The organism is Propionispora sp. 2/2-37 (assembly GCF_001298735.1).
In the GTDB taxonomy this organism is placed as follows: Bacteria; Bacillota; Negativicutes; order Propionisporales; family Propionisporaceae; genus Propionispora.
The window spans coordinates 38,502-59,023 of record NZ_CYSP01000007.1 but is presented as its reverse complement, the minus strand read 5'-3'; the positions used below and the strand labels follow the sequence as shown (position 1 = coordinate 59,023).

The following is a 20,522-nucleotide window of genomic DNA, read 5'->3' as shown; positions in this document are numbered from 1 at the left end:
CGGGTTAGCCCGGCTTTCCATGCAGCAGATACAATAATGCCAGCAGTATCGGCTGGTGCAGCAGATAGAAGAGCAGAGAATGACGGCCGATGGTTTCCAGAAAGAAGCTGATGCGGTTCTCCGGAAGCTTGCAGAGGGGCTGTCTATCGGAATAGAAGCATTTGCCTGTCCAAACTCCGAGCAGGTAGACACTATACCAGGGCAGTAGCGGGTAGTAGTCCAGAGAGGAAAATGACGGAGGGGTAAATCCGAAGGGAATCAGCTGGGGAAAGGCAGTTTGATGATTGGCAGCCCAATACCCTGCCGGAAAGATCAGGCAGGCTAACAGCAGTAAATACCCTGGAGGCAGTTTTTTTAGCCAGGGATAGGTCAACATGCTGGTTCCCAGCAGCTGCAGTATCCCGAAAACAATAAAGTCGGCCGGACTGAGCCAGTAGGTAACAGCCGTGACAACAAAACCGGCGGACAATACGACGAAACCCCGGCGCAGGCTGTGGCGGCCCAGGGTCGTGCTGACTCCCGAAACCAGGATAAAGAGTATGGCGGAGGTTTTGCCGATATAATACCAAAAACCGCTATCATACTCAAAATCGTATTCATAAAAAACCGCCAGATCGAATACGGCATGAAATACCGTCATTAAAAAGATGGCAAAGGATCGCAGGAGGTCGATTTCGCGGATACGGGTGGCAGGATGTGTCATGATATACCTCTGTTCATATATAGATATGAATACCGTTATTATACCATGTTGTCCTCCAGCCGTCATTTTAGGCAGTTGGAAGGAACGTATTTTTTTTCACATTCTTTTGATAAAAGGGATGATAAAAAATAAAAAAGGATGTATAATTACATATAAAAGGTACAAACATTTAGGGAACAAACATTTAGGAGGATGATGACAACATGAAAATTACAGTAGTTGGCGCTGGCAACGTTGGCGCGACTTGTGCAAATGTCATTGTACAACAAGGACTTGCCAGTGAACTTGTATTGCTGGATATTAAAGAGGGCGTAGCGGAAGGCAAAGCCATGGATATTATGCAGACTGCCACGACTTTGGGTTTTAACACCCGTGTCATTGGCAGCACCAATGATTATAGCAAAACTGCCGGTTCCGGCGTTGTTGTAATTACTTCAGGTATTCCCCGTAAACCGGGTATGAGCCGTGAAGACCTGATCGGTACCAATGCCGGTATCGTTAAGGGCGTAGCCGACAACATTTTGAAATATTCTCCGGACGCCATCATCGTGGTGATCAGCAATCCGATGGATACTATGACTTATCTGGCGTATAAAGCACTTGGACTGCCGAAGAACCGCGTAATCGGTATGGGCGGCATTCTGGACAGCTCCCGTTTCAAATATTATCTGAGTGAAGCATTGCAACGTCCGGCTACTGACGTGCAGGGCTTCGTAATCGGCGGACATGGCGATACCACCATGATTCCGTTAACACGTTTTGCTACATATCAGGGTATCCGTATTTCCGAATTATTAGACGCAGCAACATTGCAAAAAGTAGCGGCCGATACCATGGTAGGCGGTGCTACCCTGACCAAATTGCTGGGTACTTCCGCCTGGTATGCTCCCGGTGCTTCCTGCGGTGCGCTGGTGAAAGCCATTGTGCTGGATGAAAAGAAAATTTATCCTTGTTGCGTAGCTTTGGACGGCGAATACGGACAAAGCGATATTTGCCTGGGCGTACCGGTTATTCTGGGTAAAGACGGCTGGGAAAAAGTTGTTGACTATAAACTGAATGCGGAAGAACAGGCGGCATTCAATAAGAGTGCTGAGGCTGTACGCAATATGAATAACGTATTAAAAGAAATGAAAGTTATCTAATCCTTTCTTTACCGGAAAAGAGACAGCGAATGCTGTCTCTTTTTATGTTAATAATTTGTTATTTTTAGCTGGGCGTGACAGGATTCACTCTGCCAGTGTAGAAGCATATAACGGAAAAATGCAGGCAGCCGCTGTGCTGGAGGGAGAGAGAAGGATTTATGGTCGGTGCGGCCCAAACTGGGTGTGCTGGCAATGAATTCCGGAATGCTGACGGCTGCTCAGGTAGAGGAAATTCATGAACTGCAGCGCAGCAGGGATAAGCGTTTTGGTGAAATTGCCGAGGAAAAGGGATATCTGGCGTCAGGGCAGATACAGGAGTTACTGACACTGCAAGATTCCAGGCAGCTATACCTCAGCCAGGCCATTCTGGATAAAGGCTACCTGAATCTCTCGCAAATGCAGCAGGTGCTGGAAGAATACAAGCGGGACAATCGTCTTTCAGTGAAAAAAGGGCAGGAAATAATGACGGCGGATATGGATGACCTGCTTGCTGCTGCGCTCCAAATTCCGGAAGCCGGCGGGGAACGAGAGTGGTATACGAACTATACGTCGCTTTTGGCCCGCAATATGGTGCGGTTCTTGGATGAATTCCCGCTGGTCGGTGCCGGAGTGTCTTTTGACGATTTGGATATTACGGATCATCTCTGGTTTGTCACTCAGCGGGCGGTCGGACAGAAACAGCTAGTTACCGGGCTTTTACTGAATGACGGCAGTTTATTAGAGATCGCCCGGTGTTACAGTCAGGAAAATTTGACGGGAATTGATGAGCTGGCTAAGGACAGTGTTGCCGAATTTTTAAATCTGGTCAACGGTATCTATTGCGTCAATGCATCTGACCAGGGACTGGAACTGGACCTGAAGAGCCCCTGCACAGAAAAGGGCGGGAGCCTGCAGAATACGAAAGGCTACCGCATTCCGTTAACACTGCGTTTGGGTAGGATCGAACTCATTTTAGGTATTGTCAGCAAACTGTAAAGTAGGCGCGTACACAAGCAGGGTCTTATGTACGCGCTTTTTTTGTCGATTTATGAGCGGTATTTTGCCGGAAGACCCTTCGTTAGCAGGATAATCCTATCTTCTGCAGAATTAGTTGTAAAACCGTAAAGTAAATCACTGTGCGGTTAAAGCCGATATTGTTTAGTATACTATAGTAGAGAAATACTCCGGCTATGTTGTTCAACATATAGCCGACAGATAGCAATGAGTAAAGTAATGGAGGCGGCCTGATGACGCAAACTGTAAAACGAATTTATGTGGAAAAGCGAAGCCCTTTTGGGGTGGAAGCGCAAAGTCTTTATCATGATCTGAAGGAAAATCTGGGTATTGGACAGCTGCGCGGAGTGCGGCTGATCAATCGTTATGATATGGCCGGTATTAGCGAGGAAGAGTATGCGCTAGCCCGCAATACCATTTTTTCGGAGCCGACGGTAGATGATGTCTATGATGAAATTCTGCCGGTTGGAGCCGGGGATAAACTCTTTGCCATGGAATTTCTGCCCGGGCAATACGATCAAACGGCGGATTCGGCGGCTCAATGTGTGCAGATGCTTACTCAGAAGGAGCGGCCGGTAGTTGTATCCGCCAAAGTGGTTATTTTACAGGGTGATATTTCCCAGGATGATCTAAATACCATTAAAGCGTATTGCATCAATCCGGTAGAATGCCGCGAAGCGCAGCTGGCGAAACCGGACAGCCTGGAGATGGTGGCGGACATTCCGGCCGATGTGGCTATCTTTGAGGGTTTTATTGCTAAAAATACAGCGGAATTGGAAGCCTTCCGTCAAGAACTGGGATTGGCTATGAGCTTGGCTGATCTCGAATTTTGCCGGCAATATTTCCGGGACAGCGAAAAACGCGATCCGACTGTAACCGAGATTCGGGTGATTGACACCTATTGGTCGGATCATTGCCGGCATACTACTTTTTTGACAAATATTAAACAGGTTGAAGTAGCGGACGGACACTTTGCCCGTCCGATTGCAACCGCTTATGAGGAATACCTTACGTCCCGCGAAATGGTATACCGGGGGAAAGAGAAAGCTATTTCCCTGATGGATATTGCCGTGCTTGGCATGAAAGAATTGCGGTGCAGCGGGCAACTGGCCGATCTGGACGAATCGGAGGAAATCAATGCCTGCAGTATCGTCGTCCCGGTGGATGTGGATGGTGAAACGGAAGACTGGCTGGTGATGTTTAAAAACGAAACGCATAATCATCCTACGGAGATAGAGCCTTTTGGTGGCGCTGCTACCTGTCTGGGCGGCGCCATCCGCGATCCGCTGTCGGGCCGGTCTTATGTTTACCAGGCCATGCGCGTGACCGGCAGTGGTGATCCCCGCACCAGTGTGGCGGACACGTTGCCGGGCAAACTGCCGCAGCGTAAAATCACACTGGGAGCGGCTGCCGGATACAGTTCTTATGGCAACCAGATTGGACTGGCTACCGGCCAGGTGACGGAAATTTATGATGAAGGTTATGTGGCTAAGCGCATGGAAATTGGTGCGGTGATTGCCGCCGCTCCCAAACGCAATGTGGTGCGGAAACAGCCTCTGCCCGGCGATGTGGTCATATTACTTGGTGGGCGGACAGGCCGTGACGGCTGTGGCGGTGCCACCGGGTCGTCCAAAGAACATACTGAGGAATCGCTGGCAACCTGTGGTGCAGAGGTCCAAAAAGGCAATGCACCGACGGAGAGAAAGCTGCAGCGGTTGTTTAGGAATGCAAAAGTCAGCACCATGATTAAACGCTGTAATGATTTTGGTGCCGGCGGCGTATCGGTTGCCATCGGCGAGCTGACCGGCGGACTGCAAATCAATCTGGATGCTGTGCCTAAAAAATACGAGGGACTTGACGGCACGGAACTGGCTATTTCGGAATCGCAGGAACGGATGGCGGTCGTTATCGCACCGGAAAATGTGGAGGAATTTCGCCGGTATGCCGATGCGGAAAACCTGGAAGTGACTGTCGTCGCCGATGTTACCGATACCAATCGCCTGCAGATGTTATGGCGCGGCAAACCCATTGTCGATCTCTGCCGGGATTTTTTAAATACGAATGGGGTTACCCAGTTCACCGATGTTGCCGTAACGGCTCCGGATGTTGATCAAAACTTTTTCCGGCAACAGCCGCAGGCACTGGCAGGGCAGCAGCCGGATGTGCGGCAGGCCTGGCTGGCCATGTTGGGCGATCTCAATGTGTGCAGCCAAAAAGGGCTGGTAGAGTGTTTTGACAGCACCATTGGTGCCGGAACGGTGTTAATGCCTTTCGGCGGGAAATACCAGCTGACGCCGGCGGAAGGCATGGCTGCTAAAATCCCCGTATTGACGGGTGAAACAGCAACGGCCACGTTGATGACTTATGGTTATAATCCGACTATGGCTGCCTGGAGTCCTTTTCACGGCGCCCTTTATGCCGTTATTGAATCGGTTGCCAAAATTGTGGCTTTAGGGGGAGATTACTCTTCCATCCGCCTTACACTACAGGAGTATTTTGAAAAGCTCGGACAGGATAGTTTAAAATGGGGCAAGCCCTTCAGCGCACTGTTAGGGGCTTACTATGCACAAAAACGGCTGGGCATACCGGCAATCGGCGGTAAGGACAGCATGTCCGGTACGTTTAAAGATATGCATGTGCCGCCGACGCTGGTTTCTTTTGCTGTCAATGTGGTAAAGGCCGGCCAAGTAGTGTCGCAGGAATTCAAGCATGCCGGCAATCCGGTGGTACTGGTTTCACTGCCCAGAGACGCCTATGAGTTGCCGGACTTTGGCGTGCTTGATAAAAATTACCGTAAGATTAACCGGCTTATCCGGCAGGGGCACGTGCTCTCCTCCTATACGGTGAAATGGGGAGGCATTGCCGCAGCTGTCAGCAAGATGGCTTTTGGCAATAACATTGGTTTTGCCTTTGCCGGTGAAATTGATATGAAGCAGCTCTTTGCTCCGGATTACGGCTCTATTATTTTGGAATTGTCTGCCGGTGTGGATATCGCAGCCGTTTTTGCTGAGGTTTCCTACCAATTGCTGGGTACGACGCAGGAAACTCCGGAGATCCGTGTCAATAATACCGTCATTGCGCTTAAGGAAGCACTAGCCGCCTGGCAGCAGCCGTTGGAGAAAATTTTCCCGACTCATACTAAAGGCGCAGACTTGCAGGTACAGACGATTGCTTTCAACGGACGTAACCGCCATAAACCGTCTGCCCGGTTTGCCAAACCGCGGGTTTTTATCCCCGTTTTTCCGGGGACAAACTGCGAGTATGATTCAGCCCGGGCGTTTGAAAAGGCGGGGGGACTGGCGGAAACTTTAATTATCCGCAATCTGACGCCGGCAGCTGTGGAGCAATCGATAGATGCCATGGTCCGGTATATCAATCAAGCCCAAATCGTTATGCTCCCGGGTGGTTTTAGTGCCGGGGATGAACCGGACGGCTCCGGCAAATTTATCGCCACCCTGTTTAGAAATCCCCGGGTAAAAGAGGCCGTTATGCAACTGCTGAAGGAGCGGAACGGTTTAATGCTGGGAATTTGCAACGGTTTCCAGGCGTTGATTAAGCTGGGGCTGGTTCCCTATGGGGAAATTCGCGACTTAACTCCGGAGTGTCCGACTTTAACCTATAATACCATTGGGCGACATATTTCATGCTTGGCTAAGACCAAGGTGGTATCTATTTTGTCGCCGTGGTTTAGCCGTGTGGATTTGGGCGAAGTGCATACCATTGCTCTTTCGCATGGTGAAGGCCGTTTTGTAGCCAGCGCCGAAGTTGTAGCCAGGATGATACAGAATGGACAAATTGCTACACAATATGTGGATTTTGCAGGAGTGCCGTCAATGGATATACAACACAACCCCAATGGCTCCGTACAGGCTGTAGAGGCGATTACCAGCCCTGATGGAAGGGTTTTGGGAAAGATGGGGCACTCTGAGCGTATCGGCGATCAAATTGCCAAAAATGTCCCCGGGAAAAAGGATCAGCAATTATTTACTGCCGGTGTGGATTACTTTAAGTAAACTAAGCAAGTTATCCACAATTTTATTCACAAATGCTATGTAAATGTGGATAAGTGGAAAAATGAAAATGACAATTGTGGAAAAAACCCACTTTTCCCGAAAAACCGTCATTGTTTTTGTGGATAAACCTGTGCAAAAGGTGGACAACTTTTGTTTGCTTTTCCACAGTGACCGTTAATCCAGGTAGGAAGAGGTTATATGAGGTTAATTTTATGTTAATATTTTTGACATTAGTGCCTATAAACGGATGAAAAACGACTTACCTATGGATAAAAGGTGCGTTTTTAGATAAAATAGACCGATATTTTTATTGGAGATACTTATTGACACTAAATAATTGAATATGATATAATACTTTTTGTCGGTTAACAGAAAGCTCTGTTGCTGACCATGATGACTCCGTAGCTCAGCTGGATAGAGCGTTTGACTACGAATCAAAAGGTCGCAGGTTCGAATCCTGCCGGGGTCGCCATTAGGTATATCAAGGCTTTGCGAGTGATTTCGTGAAGCCTTTTTTTTCGTTTTCAGAGCAGCTTTACAACAACCGTACAACAACGCGGCGGAAGCTGCATTTTCTAAACGGTCAGTTAAGTGGTGTCTCATGAGTGATCGGTGCGACCGGAAAGGAAGAATTGAGCCATGAGGCGATTTGTTCCTGGCCGCCGGTTATCCTGTGGGTGTAGACATTAAGCAGCATTTGCGTGGTACTGTGGCCCAGCCGGTACTGGGCGTCCTTGATGCTGACGCCGTTGGCCGAGAGGCGGCTGGCGTGATCGTGCCGGAGTTTGTGAAAGGTGACATTGACGCCGGCCGCTTTGACCAGGCGCTTAAATTTCCTGGACCAGTTGCGCGGGTCCTGGAGTTTGCCGAGGGAATTGGGAAATACCAGGTTGTTGTCTTCCCAGGGCTGGCCATTGAGCTTATGGGCGGCGATCGTTGCCGCCAGTTGTGCCAGGTGCTGCTTGACCTGCAGGATAGTGATTTCCGGCAGGGGCAGGACGCGCTGGCGGGCGGTGGTTTTGGTGTCGTCGAGCTCCAGGCCGTTGTCGGTGATGATGACGGCCCGCTGGATGCTGACGCTGTCGGTGGTGAAATTGAAGTCTAGCCCCTTCAATCCTAAGAGTTCGGAGCGGCTGATGCCGGTGGCCCATTCCAGGGACAGGGCGGCATACATTTCGGCGTCGGCCTCGGCTGTCGTGAAGAGGCGCGCCCATTCGGCGCTGCTTAAGGGCACAAATTCCTTGCGGCGCTTCTTCTTGGGCAGGGACACCGTTTTGAACGGCAGCCGGTGCAGGATTTCTTCGTTGAACGCTGTGTTTAAGGCGGCGCGCAGGACGGCAAAGGTCAGTTCGGCCAGGCGCGGTCCGCCGCCGTTGTCTTTGATGGTGTTTACCATGTTTTGAATATCAATCCCCCTGAGTTTTTGCAGTTTAATCTGGCCTAAGAGCGGCAGAATATGGTTGTTGACGACCGAGCGATAACCAATGTAGGTATTGCCCCGGACGCTGGCCCTGGCATAGATGGTCAGCCATTTTTCCACCCACTGGCCGACGGTGATTTTGTCGGCGTCAATGAAGACCGGCCCCTTGCTCTGTTCGAGCAGGGCGTCTCTTTTTTGCTGTACCTCGCCCTTGGTCTTGCCGTAGCAGTATTTGCGGATGGGTTTGCCGGTTTCGATGTCCCGGCCGATGATGACGGCCGTCATCCAGAGGCCATCCTTGCGTTTGCATATGGTACCTTCGCCATTGGCCCGTTTCGCCATGAGCACACACCACCTTCTTGATGTCGGTGGCAAGGGCGGCTGCACGCTGTTGTTGTATAACCCGTTGCCACCGCATGCGGTTTGCAACGAATTACAGGCGCAGCCTAGCTGTGAGAGGCAGTCAGGCCGGAAGTGGCGGCGAGTTCTTTGCGTTTTGCAAGGAGCTCCATTTTTTTCTGCAGCGCTTCCTGTTTGGTTTTGCCGTAGAGATAGGTACGGACGGTTTTACCCGCCACCGGGTCGCGGCTGCAGACGGCGGCCACCCAGCGGCCGTCCTGACGTCGATAGATACTGCCATTGCCGTATTTGCGTTCCATATACACACACCTCCTTTGCTGGCGATTTCTCCGGGGAAGGGCCGCAGCGCTTGTCCACGCTACGGCGGCCTCCCGGAGCTACGCAGGCATTTTGCCGCATGCGCCATGTTCACACACCATCCTTTTGTCCTAGGTACATTATCCACTCGGCGGCCGCCACTCGGCCGCCTGTTTTATTTCCGGCGCTTGCCGCCGGGATAGAGCATATTGCGTATCCACCGGTTAACGAGGGACAACTTTGGCTTTGTCTTCGGCTTTTAAGGCGGCCACAATTTTTTCGATGACGGCCCGTTCGGAGGGCGGCAGGCCGGCAATGTCTTTGGCCAGGTCGGCCACATCGGCCGGCAGGGACAGCACGCCGTCGTCGATACCCAGGAGGTGATCGGTTGAGACTTTCAGGATGACGGCTAGGCGGGCCAGCGTTTCGCCGTCCGGTTCGGTGCGGCCCCGCTCCCAGCCGGCCACCGTGGACTGATTGCCGGCCCCGATGGCCTCGGCCAGGGCGGCCTGGGACATATGGAGCCGTTCACGGGCGGCACGGATGCGTGCGCCAAGTTCTTTGCTCATGTTTTATCACACACCATTACGATTGATTTGCACACACTGTAAAAAGTAGTTGCTACCCACATTGTACATAGTGTATTGCGATTTGTAAATATAAAAGTGAAAATTGTATTGAAAAAAGGAAAATCGTCCCGTATAATTATTACATAATGCAATATAAAAATTGCGTTAATTCATTTATGGGGAGGGTCTTTTATGAGTAACGCCAAGCTGGTAGTCACGGTCAAGGAGTTTGCCGCCATGACCGGTATTGGCCAGAACCGGGTGCGGGAGTTTTGCTATTTGCCGGACTTTCCGGCGTCGAAGGAGGGCAACCGTTTTTTAATTCATGTGGAGGCTGCCGATGAGTGGCTGCGGCGGCGGGCCAGCGCCAAGACGGGCGTGGACACGGCCAATTTGAAGCACGTCCTGCCGTGAGACTGAGGCGCCGGCGGTCCAAAGAAGCCTTTCACCGGTGGAAGTGGGCGGGGCCATGAATTACATTGTCGAGCTCAACGCGTTCTACGCGCAGTTGCTCACGCGGCCGCTGTCCAGTGAAGCCCAGGCTCTGTGGGGTGTGCTGATGCATCTGTTCAACCGGGCCGGCTGGCCGCCCCGGCTGACGGTGGCCGCCAGTACGCTGTTGGGGTTTCTGGGCTACAGTTATACGACGCTGTCGCGGGCCCGCGGCGAACTGGTGGCGGCCGGGCTGCTCATTCATACGCCCCGCCCCGGCCGGCTGGCACCGTATTATGAACTGCAGCCAGTCCATCATAAAACTGTGGATAAATCTGTTGATAACCCTGTGGATAAGCCGCGGCTTTCGCTGGTGAAGCCGTTTTGCCAACCATAATGGTTGGCAAGCGGGTTGGCAAAGGCGGGTTTGTTAACCATTATGGTTGGCAACCTGGTTACATTATTTAAACGTAAACTTTATTTATAAACGTAAACCAATAATAGTAATAGAGCCTGTGACTATGTGGACAACAAGGGGGAGGACGGGCATGAATAAGGTCTTTCTGGTGGGAAGCTTGTCCCCGGACCTGGACATGCGCATAACCAACAGCGGCAAGGCGGTGTGTTCGTTTTCGCTGACCGTCGCTTTCAAGACCAGAGTGCGGGAGGAAACCGACGCGATTGACTGCGTCGCCTGGGATACGCTGGCCGAGCAGATTGGTCAGGAGGGCCACGGCGGCCGCCGGGTGGCGATTGAAGGGCGGCTGCATACGCGGCAGCTAGAAGGAACGGACGGCCAGCGGCGAAAGGTGACCGAGGTGGTGGTCCGGGATATTGAGTTTTTGGACAGGCTGGGCCTGGCCCGGCCGGGTTAGCCGTCAGGCCGCGGTGGTGTGTGTGGAAAGCAAGGCGTTGACGGTAGCCGGGACGGGCGGCCGGACGCGGATATAGAGGACGGGAGACAGGCGGCTGCCGGCGCGGCTTGTTCCCCTCCCGGTTGACGGGAGGGGTCAGGGGTGGGTCCGGTAGTCTGAGGAGCCAGGGCGACGCTCCGCGGCAGCGGCGGTGGACGTCCGCTAATGTCCGGTTTATGTCCAGCGCAGCGGTAGCCCGGCGAAGCGGACCCAACGGGCGGGCGTGGACATAAAAGCCATTAGCGGATGGCCGCCTTCCCTTCCCTGGCAGGGAAGGGGTAGGGATGGGTGGCCGTTGCCCCGTGCTTCGGCAGGCCGGCCGCGAGCGGCAGGGAACGGCGGGCCTGCTCCTTGCCAAACTGAGTATGGCCGCCCGGCAGGCTACGGCTCTCAGCGTCAGCGGTGGCCGGACGGCAGCGGATGCGGCAAGGGGAGCGAAGCGGAACGCCGCAAGCAGCGGACGGCCAGAGAGCGGTAGCCGTTGGGTGTGGCACTGAGCGGAGCAGCCCGAGGACGGCAGGCGGAAGACGCGGCAGCGGCTGCAGCGCCGCCCGCAGGGCTGCGGAGCGGGCTGGCCTAGCATTATTCTGCCTGGCGGCAGACGGGGGTGTAATCAAATCATACGCTAAAGGGGTGGGAAAGGAAATGAAAATTGTGATCGACCCCGGCCATTCCGGGCCGGTGGAACCGGGGGCCTGCGCCGCCGGCGTGCGGGAGTGCGACGTGGCGCTGGCCATTGCTAAGCTATTGGCCGACCAGTTGTATGAACAGGGCCATGAAGTGCTGCTGACCCGGACGGGCGATATTGGGACCGATGGCTTGGCCTTCCGGGCGGAGCTGGCCAATGCCAACGGGGCGGACGTGTTTGTCAGTATTCATGCCAACAGTGCCGCCAGCCCCGCCGCTCACGGCACGGAGGTGTATTGTTATCCGGGCAGCGAACGGGGGAGGCAGCTGGCGGCCTGCCTGCAGGCCCGGCTGGTGGTCGAGCTCAATACCGCCGATCGGGGCGTAAAGGAGGCCGATTTCCAGGTGCTGCGGGAAACGGACTGCCCGGCGGTGCTGGCGGAGGTGGCCTTTATCTCAAACGAGGCGGACCGGGCACTGTTAACCGGTTATGCCGGCCAGTTGGCGGCAGCCGTGGCCCTGGCCGCCGGCCTGGCCGATTATGCGGCCGGGTAGCGAAAGGGCTTTACAATATTTCAATTTGCCTATATAATAAATACAAAATGAAATATCGCTCCTGGAACGGGCAAGAGTTGGTGACCCGCGTGGCCATTAGGCCGCGCTTGTCATAATCCGTTCCAGGCGCAGACAGGCACACCTCCCGGGGTGTGCCTTTTGCGCGGGACCATCCGGGCAGGAAAGGAGGCGAGAGCCATGGCGGTGGTAAAGGTACCGCAAAACAGCACGATTGCTGTTAAGTTGCAAAAGGGCGTGACCACGAGCGGCAGCCCGGCGTATGTGACCCGGAATTACACCTGCAAACCGGCGGCGACCGATCAGGATATGTTCGATGTCGCGGTGGCGCTGATGGGGCTACAGTCGTATCCGGTGGCGGATATTACGCGGGTGGACAATGCCAACCTGATCAGCGAGTAACGGTAAGGCAGGCTTAGTGAGCAAGGGGAAAGGAGGAGTGACCGATGGCTGATACCAACACCAAGACGTTGGAGCTGGTGTTTATCACCGAGGCCAATAAAGAGGTGACGGTGGTGGTGAAAGACCCCAAGGACGGGGTGACGCTGGCCGAGGCACAGGCGGTGATGGCGACTATCATTGCCAAGAACATATTTTCCAGCACCAGCGGCGACCTGGTGACCGCCAAGGAAGCGCAAATCCGTCAGTTGGCGATTACCGAGTTGACTTAATGAGGGAAAGGAGGCCCTGCAAATGGAAGAGTTGGCCCGCCTGACGGCGACCTACGGTTTTCCCATGGTGGTGGCCTTCTATCTTTTGGTCAGACTGGAAAAGCGCCTGACCGAACTGACCAGCGCAATCAACCAGATGTGTAATTGCGTCGAAAGGATGGAGGTCACGAAAAAATGATGCTAAAAACAGTGTACGGTCCGCCGCCGGCCGATCAGGAGCGGATTGAGGCGGTGGAGCAGGAAGAGGAAAGCTGCATCCGCGAACAGGAAGCGCCGGCGGCCGCTCCGCCAGTCGTGGTAAACAGCAGCGGCGCGGCCGGCTGAACCGGGGCCGATAATTGAACAGGCAATGAAAACAAGCCATTGACGCTTGCTTCAGCAGCGGTCAATGGCTTGTTGCTTTGGTCTGGTGCGGCCGGCGTTGCCCGTCCGTTCCTGTGGGGCGGGACTTAGCAAGCGCGGGTTAGTCGCCCCTGTGCCGACGGAGCCGTAATACAGCCAAGGCGGTGATGGCAAGACACAGCCAGGCCAGCCAGTCGCCGGTCAGGCTATACAGCGAGCGGCCGCCGCCGGCCGGGAGCCGCCCCAGCAGGGCCGCTTCGCCGGCAGCCGCATCGGTGGCGCTCATGCCCAGGATGCGGCCGCGGCTGTCGCTGAGCGTCAGCAGGCCCCACTGGGCGGTGCGGGCGACGGCCATATTGCCCTCCACGCCACGCAGGACGGCAATGCGGGCGTGCAGCCAGCCGTCATCATGAAAATCCAGCGCCGGTACCAGCAGCAGGCCAGCCCCCTGCTGGCTGTAGTCCCTGGCCGGCCGGACAAAGTCCATGTCTTTGCAGATGGCCAGTCCCGCCGCGGTCCCGCCGGTGTTCAGCCAGGCCAGGCTGTCGCCGGGCGTGTAACGGCTTTCATAGGCCGGCAGCAAATGCTGCTTGTCATAGGCGGCAGCCGGCGAGCCGTCCGGCGCAAAGGCGACCGCCGAATTGGCCAGCCGCTCCTGCTGGAGACTGAGGCCGGCAACGAGGACAACCCGGTTTCTCGCCGCTGTCCGGCTGAACAGCGCCAGCCCCTCTTCCCGGTTTTCCGGCGCTAAGAAGGCCAGCTTTTCCGGCAGCACCACTACTTGGGCCCCGGCGGCGGCCAGCGCGTCCACGCTGCGGCTGTAGCCCTGCAGCGTACGGTTCACGGTTGCGGCGTCCTGGCTGCGCAGCTCGGCCCTGGTGGCCGGGACGGCGGCCAGACCGACGGTCACTACCGGCCCGGCGGCCGGCAGATAGAGGCGGCAGACCCCGTACAGCAGCGCTGCCGCCAGCAGACCGCCGGCGGGCAGCAGGACGGAGCGACACCCGCACCCCTGCCGGCGGCAGCGCCAGGCAACCGCCAGGCCGGCCGGCACCAGCATGAGCAGGAAGGTGATGCCCCAGATACCGGTCAGAGAAGCCAGTTGCATGACCGGCAGATTGAGCGCCTGGGTATAGGCCAGGCTGGCGAATGTGCCGAACGAGGATACCAGGGAACGGACATAATCAAACGACGTCCAGGCGGCGGCAAAGGCAAACGGTGCGAAAGCGGCTTGCCCGGACCGGACCAGGCTGCGCAGCAGCAGCGCTGCCGCGGCAAAGGCGACCGCGTTCAGGATGGTTGAGGCGGCGAAAAGCGGCGGCGGCAAATAGCCCCACGCGTTCAGCGCGCCAAGGCTGTAGGCCGCAAGCGCGGCCAGCGCCGCCCGGCCGGCATGTGCCTCTAAAGCATACAGGCAGACCGGCAGCGGGGCCAGCCAGGTCAGCGGCCAGTTGTCGTAAAAGCCGGTGGAGACAAAGAACAGGACGGCGCTCAGGCCGGCGGCAGACAGAAAAAAATAAGGCAACCGATTTTTCACGGGCGGTAAGACGGACATACGGAAAACCTCCCTTGCATTCTTCTGGATATTTTCGCCAGGCGCAAAGGAAATCCTGTGCAGGCTGGGCCGGAAAGAAAACGCAAGAGCGTACTTTGCCCGTTGCCGCCGGCTTGGCGGGGCCGGGACTACGGCGGCTGGCCCCGCACGCTGCGCGGGGCCCCGGCAGGACACTCCGGCCGGACCGGCCGCAAAACCATCGGCCGACCCAGCCGGGCGTCCCGCCGGCCGCCGGGAACGGAAAACCAAGCACGCAGCCCGAGCGGTGACCAAACGCTCCACCGGGCCACCTGCCGCCACTCGCTTGGCCAAGCGGCAACCGCCGTTCGTTCCCTGCCGCGGCCGCGCCCGTCCCGCCCCGTGGACACCAAAGGCATGTGTCCACTCTCCGTCCTCCCTTCCCCCCGCGCCCCCCATCCCACCTAGATGGCGTTGCCGTCCAAGCGGTGGGCCGCAATTGAAATTCAGGGGGAAGGGAGGACTCCGGGCGCCCTAACGGGAAGGACTACCCCCCCAACCCCCCCCCGCTAAGGAGCGGCCGAACAAATTGGGGGGTACGCGGCCACGGCAGGGCCCTTCACTAGCCGGGAGGCAATTAGACGGCGGCGGCACCAGACGGCCCGGTTACGCTTCAATGGACCCACCCCCTGACCCCCTCCCGAACGAACAAGCGGGAGGGGGAATTCGCAGTCCGGTGTCTACAGCCCAATAAACGGCTTACCATGAGCAGCCACAAAACCCCTGTGGCCGCACATCGTAAGCCTGTTTTGTTTGCTATAGTCTGGCTGGCAGGGGAGCGCACCGGCCACGGCGGCCAAACCCTTGCCGCCGCGCCCTGTGCGGACGGGCCTGCCGGCAGCAAGGGAGCCGCGAACTGCGCGGCGGGAGAAATGAAAAAAGCCGCCCACGGTTGGAAGGCGGCACTGTATCGGAGCAAGGTTAGGGACAATAAAAATTCTTTTTTGCTCTGGTAGAATATGCTATACTAAGTGTACAGGCTGCTCGGGGGACGGTTAGCCCCTTCCTTTTCAGGAAGGGGGTGGTAGGATGAGTATCTACGAGGCATTGACATTTGCGGTTGCATTTGCCACTCTCATGGTATTGATCACGACCAAAAAGAAATAACCGCCCCTAGCTCAAAAGCGGCGGTTATTTCTTAATAACTATAACGTTTGGGCTAACCGTTTTCTGGTTAGACAGCCTGTAGGACTGGCGTGCTTGCAACATGTCAGTCCTTTTCTTATATTATACCCATTGGAGTAAAAATATGCAACCGGTCAGGAAAAAATGTTGGGCATTGTATAACATTTAGCTACTGCCAAATAGAACCCATTCCGTTGTATTACTGGCAGTCCATATCAGACGGCTTACCATGAGCAGCCACGAAAAGCGTGTGGCCGCACATCGTAAACCTACTTTGTTTGTAGTAATCTAGCCTGGCAGGAGAAGCGCACCGGCCACGTCGGCCAAACCCATGCCGCCGCGTCCCGTGCGACGGGCCTGCCGGCAGCAAGGGAGCCGCGAACTGCGCGGCTATATTGTATCGAATATTAAAAGAGGCAGGATATACTCCCGCGAATCAAGAAAATATTTGTAATTTACAGAAGGGTTGAATTATGAGTTTTGAGGTACCATAGAGCGGCGAAAGATAGGAGTGTGTGTGAATGCAAATTACGAAACTCAAGGTGTCTAATTTTCGGTCCTTGGGAGAGGAAGAAACCATTATTCCTTTAAAAGATATGTCTATCCTTATTGGCAACAATAGCACAGGAAAGACCACTGCCATGCAGGCACTAATAAAACTTTTTGGTGTGTATGCGAAAGACCGCGAACTCGTGCGTGCCGATTTTCATGTTCCTCCTGGAGTCGAACCGGAGGACATTACTGAGGCCGAACTTTATATTGAAGCAGTAATAGAATTTGCTGAATTGCAAAATACAGATGGCTCAGGAACGGGATGCATTCCTCAATTATTTCATCAAATGGTTGTTAACGGACAAGGACAAGCTCCATATGTTAGGATCAGGCTTTCGGCAACCTGGCAGCGAGGAAACACGCCTGACGGTGATATTGATTCTAAACTTGAATTTATTACGGTTGCTGAAGGGGAGACTATTACTGATGATAATAGAATACCAGTCAAACCTCATCAGCGCTCACTAATCCAAGCCTTTTATGTTCCTGCCATGCGTGATCCTCGAGCTCAGTTAAAACATGACTCTGGCACAATTTTATATCGTTTTTTTAAGGCAGTAAAATGGACTTCTGATCTTGCCGAGACACTAAAAGCAAAAAGTGAAGAAGTAAATGGACTCTTCACCAGTCAGCCTGGGGTTAAAACTGTCGAAAATCTAATAAAAGCTCAATGGAAAGAGTTTCACGATGATATCAAATATTCGGAGGCCAGGCTTGGTTTCTCGGCGACGGAGTTGGAAAAAGTATTAAAGCGGGTTGAAGTTTATTTTCAGCCTACTCCTGAGGAAAAAAGCTATACGATTGATCAATTGGGTGATGGTCTCCGCTCCTTGTTTTATATTGCGTTAGTTTCCGCTTTGTTGAAATTAGAAGCTGATTATACAAGTATGACAGCCGAATCAGGAATTGAAATTGACTGTAACTCAATACCTGTATTAACGATCATGGCTCTTGAAGAACCGGAAAACCATTTGGCCCCCCATCTGCTTGGCCGGGTGATTGGCTTACTAAAAAGTGTTTCCAGCCAGCCTAATGCACAAGTGATCATCTCCTCACATACACCTGCAGTGTTAAAGCGTGTGGAACCTGAAAATATTCTCTATTTTCGAATGTTGAATCCTCAGATGCGAACTTGTGTTAAAACTATCACACTTCCCCCAGCTACCTCTGAAGCATTCAAATATATTAAAGAGGCAGTCAAGGCATATCCGGAGTTGTATTTCGCGAAGCTTGTAATTTTAGGCGAGGGAGATAGCGAAGAATTAATTCTGGCAAAGACTCTTGAAGCGATGAATACTCCTATCGACCGAAGCTTTATTTCCATAGTACCGTTGGGGGGGCGGCATGTTAATCATTTCTGGCGTCTCTTAAGTCAGCTTGATATTCCGTATGTTACAATTCTTGACCTGGATAGGGAAAGAGATGGAGGTGGTTGGGGCCGGATTAAGTATGCGATAAAGCAACTCAATGAAGTTGGTGTTCCCATAACAGAGTTGACTAATATTGAGTTTGAAGATGGGAGTACAATTGCTTTTACGAATGAACAACTAGAAGGAATGCATTTATGGCCATTGGACCCAGAACGTTTAGAATTAATGGATAAGTTTGTAAAATGGCTACGTAAATATGGGATATTTTTCTCAACGCCCTTGGATATTGATTTTATGATGCTTTCATCATTTCCAACAATCTATCAGAGTGCCACGGAAGGGACTGGTCCTAGAATTCCTAACAGGACAGAACCGGCATTTTTGGAGAAATTAAACACGGCGATTAAGGCAACTTTGAAAAATGAAAAATGTACTGGTTATACATACAGTGAGGAAGAAAAGGAACTGTTTATTTGGTATAATTACTTGTTCCTTGGTCGTGGGAAGCCAGTGACTCACTTACTTGCTTTAAAAGAGATAGAGGATGGGGCGCTGGTAGGCAATCTGCCTGAACCCATTACGGCATTAATGAATACTGTCGTCAATAGACTTGGGAGGCGTTAAAACATGTTAACGCCAATTCGCCCTGAAAATTGGGTTCCATCTGATAATATTATTCTTGAGCCGAATGCAGAGGCCGCTGTTCGTAGCAATGTTAATACGGTAGTGGTTGCTGGTCCGGGGGCTGGGAAGACGGAATTACTTGCCCAACGAGCTTGTCTTTTACTTCAAACCAATAGCTGCAAATCGCCAAAACGAATTTTGGCGATTAGTTTCAAAAAAGATGCGGCAACTAATTTGGCAGAACGTGTGGAAAAGCGGTGTGGCAAGCTTCTGGCACAACGTTTCGATTCCTATACCTTTGACGCTTTTGCAAAGTCACTACTCGATAAGTTTTTAAATGCACTGCCGGCAGACTATAAACCTTCAAGAAATTACGAGATTATTTTTCCGACCAGAGATCAGATGCAAGAAGCAATTCAAGAACTCGTTTTGCCACCTGCTTGGTCTGGCCACAATATCTACGAAATACATGCGCAGAGAGTATTAAATAATCTTTGTGTTAGAAAGCTGCCGTTAAATAATGACACTACTTTAGAGCAGTGGGCTATAAGGGAAATATGGCAAAAATGGTTACATAGTTCTAATTCATCACAGTTGACTTTTCCAATGATCAGTCGTTTAGCGGAGTATTTGCTAACGCAAAACCCTTTGCTAGTCAAGGCATTACAAATGACGTACAGCCATATCTTTTTGGATGAATTTCAGGATACTACATACCTTCAATATGACTTATTAAAAACGGCCTTCCATAATTCGCAGGCGATTTTTACGGCCGTCGGCGATACTAAACAAAGAATTATGGGGTGGGCGGGAGCTTTACCTAATATATTTTCAACATACTGTAATGACTTTCAAGCCCAAAGGTTAGACTTAATAAAAAATCATCGATCTGCCCCTGTACTGGTGAATATTCAAGCAGCCCTTTTTCAACATCTTGACCCTGAAGCAGTTCCAGCCGTAGCGGCGGAGGGATGGAAAGCAAATGAGGGGATATGTGAAATTTATTTGTTTGATAGTCATATACAGGAAGCAGAGGTGCTAGCCCGGCAGATTCATGAATGGATAACTCTCGAATATATAGATCCAAGAAAAATAGTGATTTTAGCAAAGCAACAGGTTGATGTTTATGCGAGAGAAGTAATTAATCAACTAAGTCTTGTCGGCCAAAAAGCTCGAGTAGAGTCCGATATGCAGGATTTGTTAGCAGAACCTTTGATTCAGATCATTTTGCAGTTTTTAAGACTAGCAACCATGGAACGCATGCCCACAGACTGGCAAGCGGTTGTTGATCTATTGTTAGAACTTCGTGGCTGCCAACACGAGGAAAAGTCTGGAAAAAATATTGAGATTGAGAGACAGTTAGCTAGTTTTCTTCAGACACTTAGGAATGAACTCGGTAATGTTACTATGGAGACTTGTTCTTCTACAGTGATACGGTATATAGTAAATCTGATTGTCAGTTTTGTGGGTGAGAGTTCGATCAAAAGCCAATTTCCGCAATATAAAAGGGACCGTTGGTATGATAGCTTACTTAATAAGGCCTCAACAATTCTCTCTGATGATTACCAGGTTTCATGTGAATGGTCGCAGACATTAGACAATTTCATTGGAAAAAATACAATTCCCATCATGACAATCCATAAAAGTAAAGGTCTTGAATACGATATAGTCATATTTATAGGACTGGAAGATGACGCTTTTTGGAGTTTTCGTAATCAACCCCATGAAGATACGTGTGCATTTTTTGTTGCTTTATCTAGGGCAAAGAAGAGAGTTTATTTTACGTTTTGTGAGCGCAGGCAGACGCGGCGGGGAAACAATCGCCAAGCGCGTCAATCCATTGGATCATTATATGGTCTTTTGACAGGGGCCGGTGTGGCGGTCATTGATAATAGGAAATGTAATTAGAATTTATGAGAGGCAATCCGCTTTATTTGTAATATGTATTACCTTAGAGATAGCTAGAAGCAGGGAAACTAAAAGTGCGGCTTCATCTGACAATGAAGCCGCATTAATGTCTATTTATCTTTGGAAGAAAATGCTATAATAATCGTACAGGCTGCTCGGGGGACGGTTAGTCCACACCCTTTTTAGAAAGGGGGTGGTGCCTATGACTACATATGAGGCATTGACATTTGCAGTCGCATTTGCCACGCTCATAGTCTTAGTCATAAAAAAATAACCGCCCCTGCTCAAAGTGCGGCGGTTATTTTAATCCCGTA

20 protein-coding genes and 1 tRNA gene are annotated in these 20,522 nt (G+C 52.4%); 16 read left to right on the top strand and 5 right to left on the bottom strand.

Translation table 11 applies throughout. The features are described 5' to 3' along the window. Positions 1-4: 4 nt before the first annotated feature. Positions 5-703: a heparan-alpha-glucosaminide N-acetyltransferase gene (locus P22_RS08900; RefSeq protein ID WP_054259885.1), complete on the bottom strand. Its 699-nt coding sequence runs from the start codon at positions 701-703 to the stop codon at positions 5-7. 203 nt (positions 704-906) lie between these two features. On the opposite strand from P22_RS08900, the gene mdh reads away from it, so the two are divergent. The 4 genes from mdh to P22_RS08880 all read left to right on the top strand — a co-directional run bounded on the left by mdh (position 907) and on the right by P22_RS08880 (position 7,323). Continuing rightward, the gene (gene mdh, locus P22_RS08895) at positions 907-1,845 is read left to right on the top strand and encodes a malate dehydrogenase (protein ID WP_054259884.1); all 939 of its coding nucleotides are present in this window, start codon (positions 907-909) and stop codon (positions 1,843-1,845) included. 165 nt (positions 1,846-2,010) lie between these two features. Next, positions 2,011-2,820, top strand: coding sequence for a hypothetical protein (locus tag P22_RS08890; RefSeq protein ID WP_054259883.1), 810 nt, complete (start codon positions 2,011-2,013; stop codon positions 2,818-2,820). A 251-nt stretch (positions 2,821-3,071) separates the two neighbouring features. Further along, positions 3,072-6,851, top strand: coding sequence for a phosphoribosylformylglycinamidine synthase (locus P22_RS08885; protein ID WP_054259882.1), 3,780 nt, complete (start codon positions 3,072-3,074; stop codon positions 6,849-6,851). Between the two features lie 395 nt (positions 6,852-7,246). Beyond that, a tRNA-Arg gene (locus tag P22_RS08880) sits at positions 7,247-7,323 on the top strand. Between the two features lie 111 nt (positions 7,324-7,434). Here the strand turns inward: P22_RS08880 and P22_RS08875 are convergent. From P22_RS08875 to P22_RS08865, 3 genes are all read right to left on the bottom strand, one after another. Beyond that, positions 7,435-8,613 (bottom strand): tyrosine-type recombinase/integrase, encoded by a 1,179-nt coding sequence (locus P22_RS08875; RefSeq protein WP_054259881.1) that lies wholly within the window; start codon positions 8,611-8,613, stop codon positions 7,435-7,437. A 104-nt stretch (positions 8,614-8,717) separates the two neighbouring features. Next, positions 8,718-8,930, bottom strand: coding sequence for a hypothetical protein (locus P22_RS08870; protein ID WP_054259880.1), 213 nt, complete (start codon positions 8,928-8,930; stop codon positions 8,718-8,720). A gap of 222 nt (positions 8,931-9,152) precedes the next feature. Continuing rightward, entirely contained in the window at positions 9,153-9,497 is a 345-nt protein-coding gene (locus P22_RS08865; protein WP_054259879.1) for a helix-turn-helix transcriptional regulator, read from the bottom strand. Between the two features lie 192 nt (positions 9,498-9,689). On the opposite strand from P22_RS08865, the gene P22_RS08860 reads away from it, so the two are divergent. From P22_RS08860 to P22_RS20485, 9 genes are all read left to right on the top strand, one after another. Next, on the top strand, positions 9,690-9,911 hold the full coding sequence (locus tag P22_RS08860; protein ID WP_054259878.1) for a helix-turn-helix domain-containing protein: 222 nt from the start codon (positions 9,690-9,692) through the stop codon (positions 9,909-9,911). A gap of 55 nt (positions 9,912-9,966) precedes the next feature. Beyond that, positions 9,967-10,326: a hypothetical protein gene (locus P22_RS08855; RefSeq protein WP_156318907.1), complete on the top strand. Its 360-nt coding sequence runs from the start codon at positions 9,967-9,969 to the stop codon at positions 10,324-10,326. Between the two features lie 46 nt (positions 10,327-10,372). Next, on the top strand, positions 10,373-10,804 hold the full coding sequence (locus tag P22_RS08850; protein WP_156318906.1) for a single-stranded DNA-binding protein: 432 nt from the start codon (positions 10,373-10,375) through the stop codon (positions 10,802-10,804). A 262-nt stretch (positions 10,805-11,066) separates the two neighbouring features. Next, positions 11,067-11,321, top strand: a complete 255-nt coding sequence (locus tag P22_RS20490) for a hypothetical protein (protein WP_156318905.1) — start codon at positions 11,067-11,069, stop codon at positions 11,319-11,321. Then, complete coding sequence (locus P22_RS08840) at positions 11,264-12,025, top strand: N-acetylmuramoyl-L-alanine amidase family protein (protein WP_156318904.1); 762 nt, start codon at positions 11,264-11,266, stop codon at positions 12,023-12,025. The genes P22_RS20490 and P22_RS08840 overlap by 58 nt, the downstream gene beginning before the upstream one ends. 198 nt (positions 12,026-12,223) lie before the next feature. Continuing rightward, positions 12,224-12,445, top strand: coding sequence for a DUF1659 domain-containing protein (locus tag P22_RS08835; RefSeq protein ID WP_054259873.1), 222 nt, complete (start codon positions 12,224-12,226; stop codon positions 12,443-12,445). A gap of 44 nt (positions 12,446-12,489) precedes the next feature. Further along, positions 12,490-12,714, top strand: coding sequence for a DUF2922 domain-containing protein (locus tag P22_RS08830; protein ID WP_054259872.1), 225 nt, complete (start codon positions 12,490-12,492; stop codon positions 12,712-12,714). Between the two features lie 22 nt (positions 12,715-12,736). After that, a complete protein-coding gene (locus tag P22_RS20235; protein WP_082378445.1) occupies positions 12,737-12,892 on the top strand; it encodes a YvrJ family protein in 156 nt (51 codons plus the stop codon). Next, positions 12,859-13,038, top strand: a complete 180-nt coding sequence (locus P22_RS20485) for a hypothetical protein (RefSeq protein ID WP_156318903.1) — start codon at positions 12,859-12,861, stop codon at positions 13,036-13,038. The genes P22_RS20235 and P22_RS20485 overlap by 34 nt, the downstream gene beginning before the upstream one ends. A gap of 139 nt (positions 13,039-13,177) precedes the next feature. On the opposite strand, the gene P22_RS08825 is transcribed toward P22_RS20485, so the two are convergent. Next, on the bottom strand, positions 13,178-14,611 hold the full coding sequence (locus P22_RS08825; RefSeq protein ID WP_069972795.1) for a nitrilase-related carbon-nitrogen hydrolase: 1,434 nt from the start codon (positions 14,609-14,611) through the stop codon (positions 13,178-13,180). 722 nt (positions 14,612-15,333) lie between these two features. On the opposite strand from P22_RS08825, the gene P22_RS08820 reads away from it, so the two are divergent. From P22_RS08820 to P22_RS08810, 3 genes are all read left to right on the top strand, one after another. Continuing rightward, positions 15,334-15,585, top strand: a complete 252-nt coding sequence (locus P22_RS08820; protein ID WP_054259870.1) for a hypothetical protein — start codon at positions 15,334-15,336, stop codon at positions 15,583-15,585. 690 nt (positions 15,586-16,275) lie between these two features. Continuing rightward, positions 16,276-18,300 carry an ATP-dependent nuclease gene (locus P22_RS08815; protein WP_054259869.1) on the top strand — a complete coding sequence of 675 codons (2,025 nt, stop codon included), beginning with the start codon at positions 16,276-16,278 and terminating at the stop codon, positions 18,298-18,300. Positions 18,301-18,303: 3 nt separating this feature from the next. Next, the gene (locus tag P22_RS08810; protein ID WP_054259868.1) at positions 18,304-20,208 is read left to right on the top strand and encodes a UvrD-helicase domain-containing protein; all 1,905 of its coding nucleotides are present in this window, start codon (positions 18,304-18,306) and stop codon (positions 20,206-20,208) included. The last annotated feature ends 314 nt before the right edge of the window (positions 20,209-20,522 follow it).

Coding starts and splice junctions, on each gene's coding strand:
- P22_RS08810 (WP_054259868.1), top strand. CDS start 18,304: ATGTTAACGCCAATTCGCCCTGAAAATTGGGTTCCATCTGATAATATT.
- P22_RS08840 (WP_156318904.1), top strand. CDS start 11,264: ATGCGGCAAGGGGAGCGAAGCGGAACGCCGCAAGCAGCGGACGGCCAG.
- P22_RS08865 (WP_054259879.1), bottom strand. CDS start 9,497: ATGAGCAAAGAACTTGGCGCACGCATCCGTGCCGCCCGTGAACGGCTC.
- P22_RS08860 (WP_054259878.1), top strand. CDS start 9,690: ATGAGTAACGCCAAGCTGGTAGTCACGGTCAAGGAGTTTGCCGCCATG.
- mdh (WP_054259884.1), top strand. CDS start 907: ATGAAAATTACAGTAGTTGGCGCTGGCAACGTTGGCGCGACTTGTGCA.
- P22_RS08825 (WP_069972795.1), bottom strand. CDS start 14,611: ATGTCCGTCTTACCGCCCGTGAAAAATCGGTTGCCTTATTTTTTTCTG.
- P22_RS08820 (WP_054259870.1), top strand. CDS start 15,334: ATGAGCAGCCACAAAACCCCTGTGGCCGCACATCGTAAGCCTGTTTTG.
- P22_RS08855 (WP_156318907.1), top strand. CDS start 9,967: ATGAATTACATTGTCGAGCTCAACGCGTTCTACGCGCAGTTGCTCACG.
- P22_RS08815 (WP_054259869.1), top strand. CDS start 16,276: ATGCAAATTACGAAACTCAAGGTGTCTAATTTTCGGTCCTTGGGAGAG.
- P22_RS20235 (WP_082378445.1), top strand. CDS start 12,737: ATGGAAGAGTTGGCCCGCCTGACGGCGACCTACGGTTTTCCCATGGTG.
- P22_RS08885 (WP_054259882.1), top strand. CDS start 3,072: ATGACGCAAACTGTAAAACGAATTTATGTGGAAAAGCGAAGCCCTTTT.
- P22_RS08875 (WP_054259881.1), bottom strand. CDS start 8,613: ATGGCGAAACGGGCCAATGGCGAAGGTACCATATGCAAACGCAAGGAT.
- P22_RS08835 (WP_054259873.1), top strand. CDS start 12,224: ATGGCGGTGGTAAAGGTACCGCAAAACAGCACGATTGCTGTTAAGTTG.
- P22_RS08870 (WP_054259880.1), bottom strand. CDS start 8,930: ATGGAACGCAAATACGGCAATGGCAGTATCTATCGACGTCAGGACGGC.
- P22_RS08830 (WP_054259872.1), top strand. CDS start 12,490: ATGGCTGATACCAACACCAAGACGTTGGAGCTGGTGTTTATCACCGAG.
- P22_RS08900 (WP_054259885.1), bottom strand. CDS start 703: ATGACACATCCTGCCACCCGTATCCGCGAAATCGACCTCCTGCGATCC.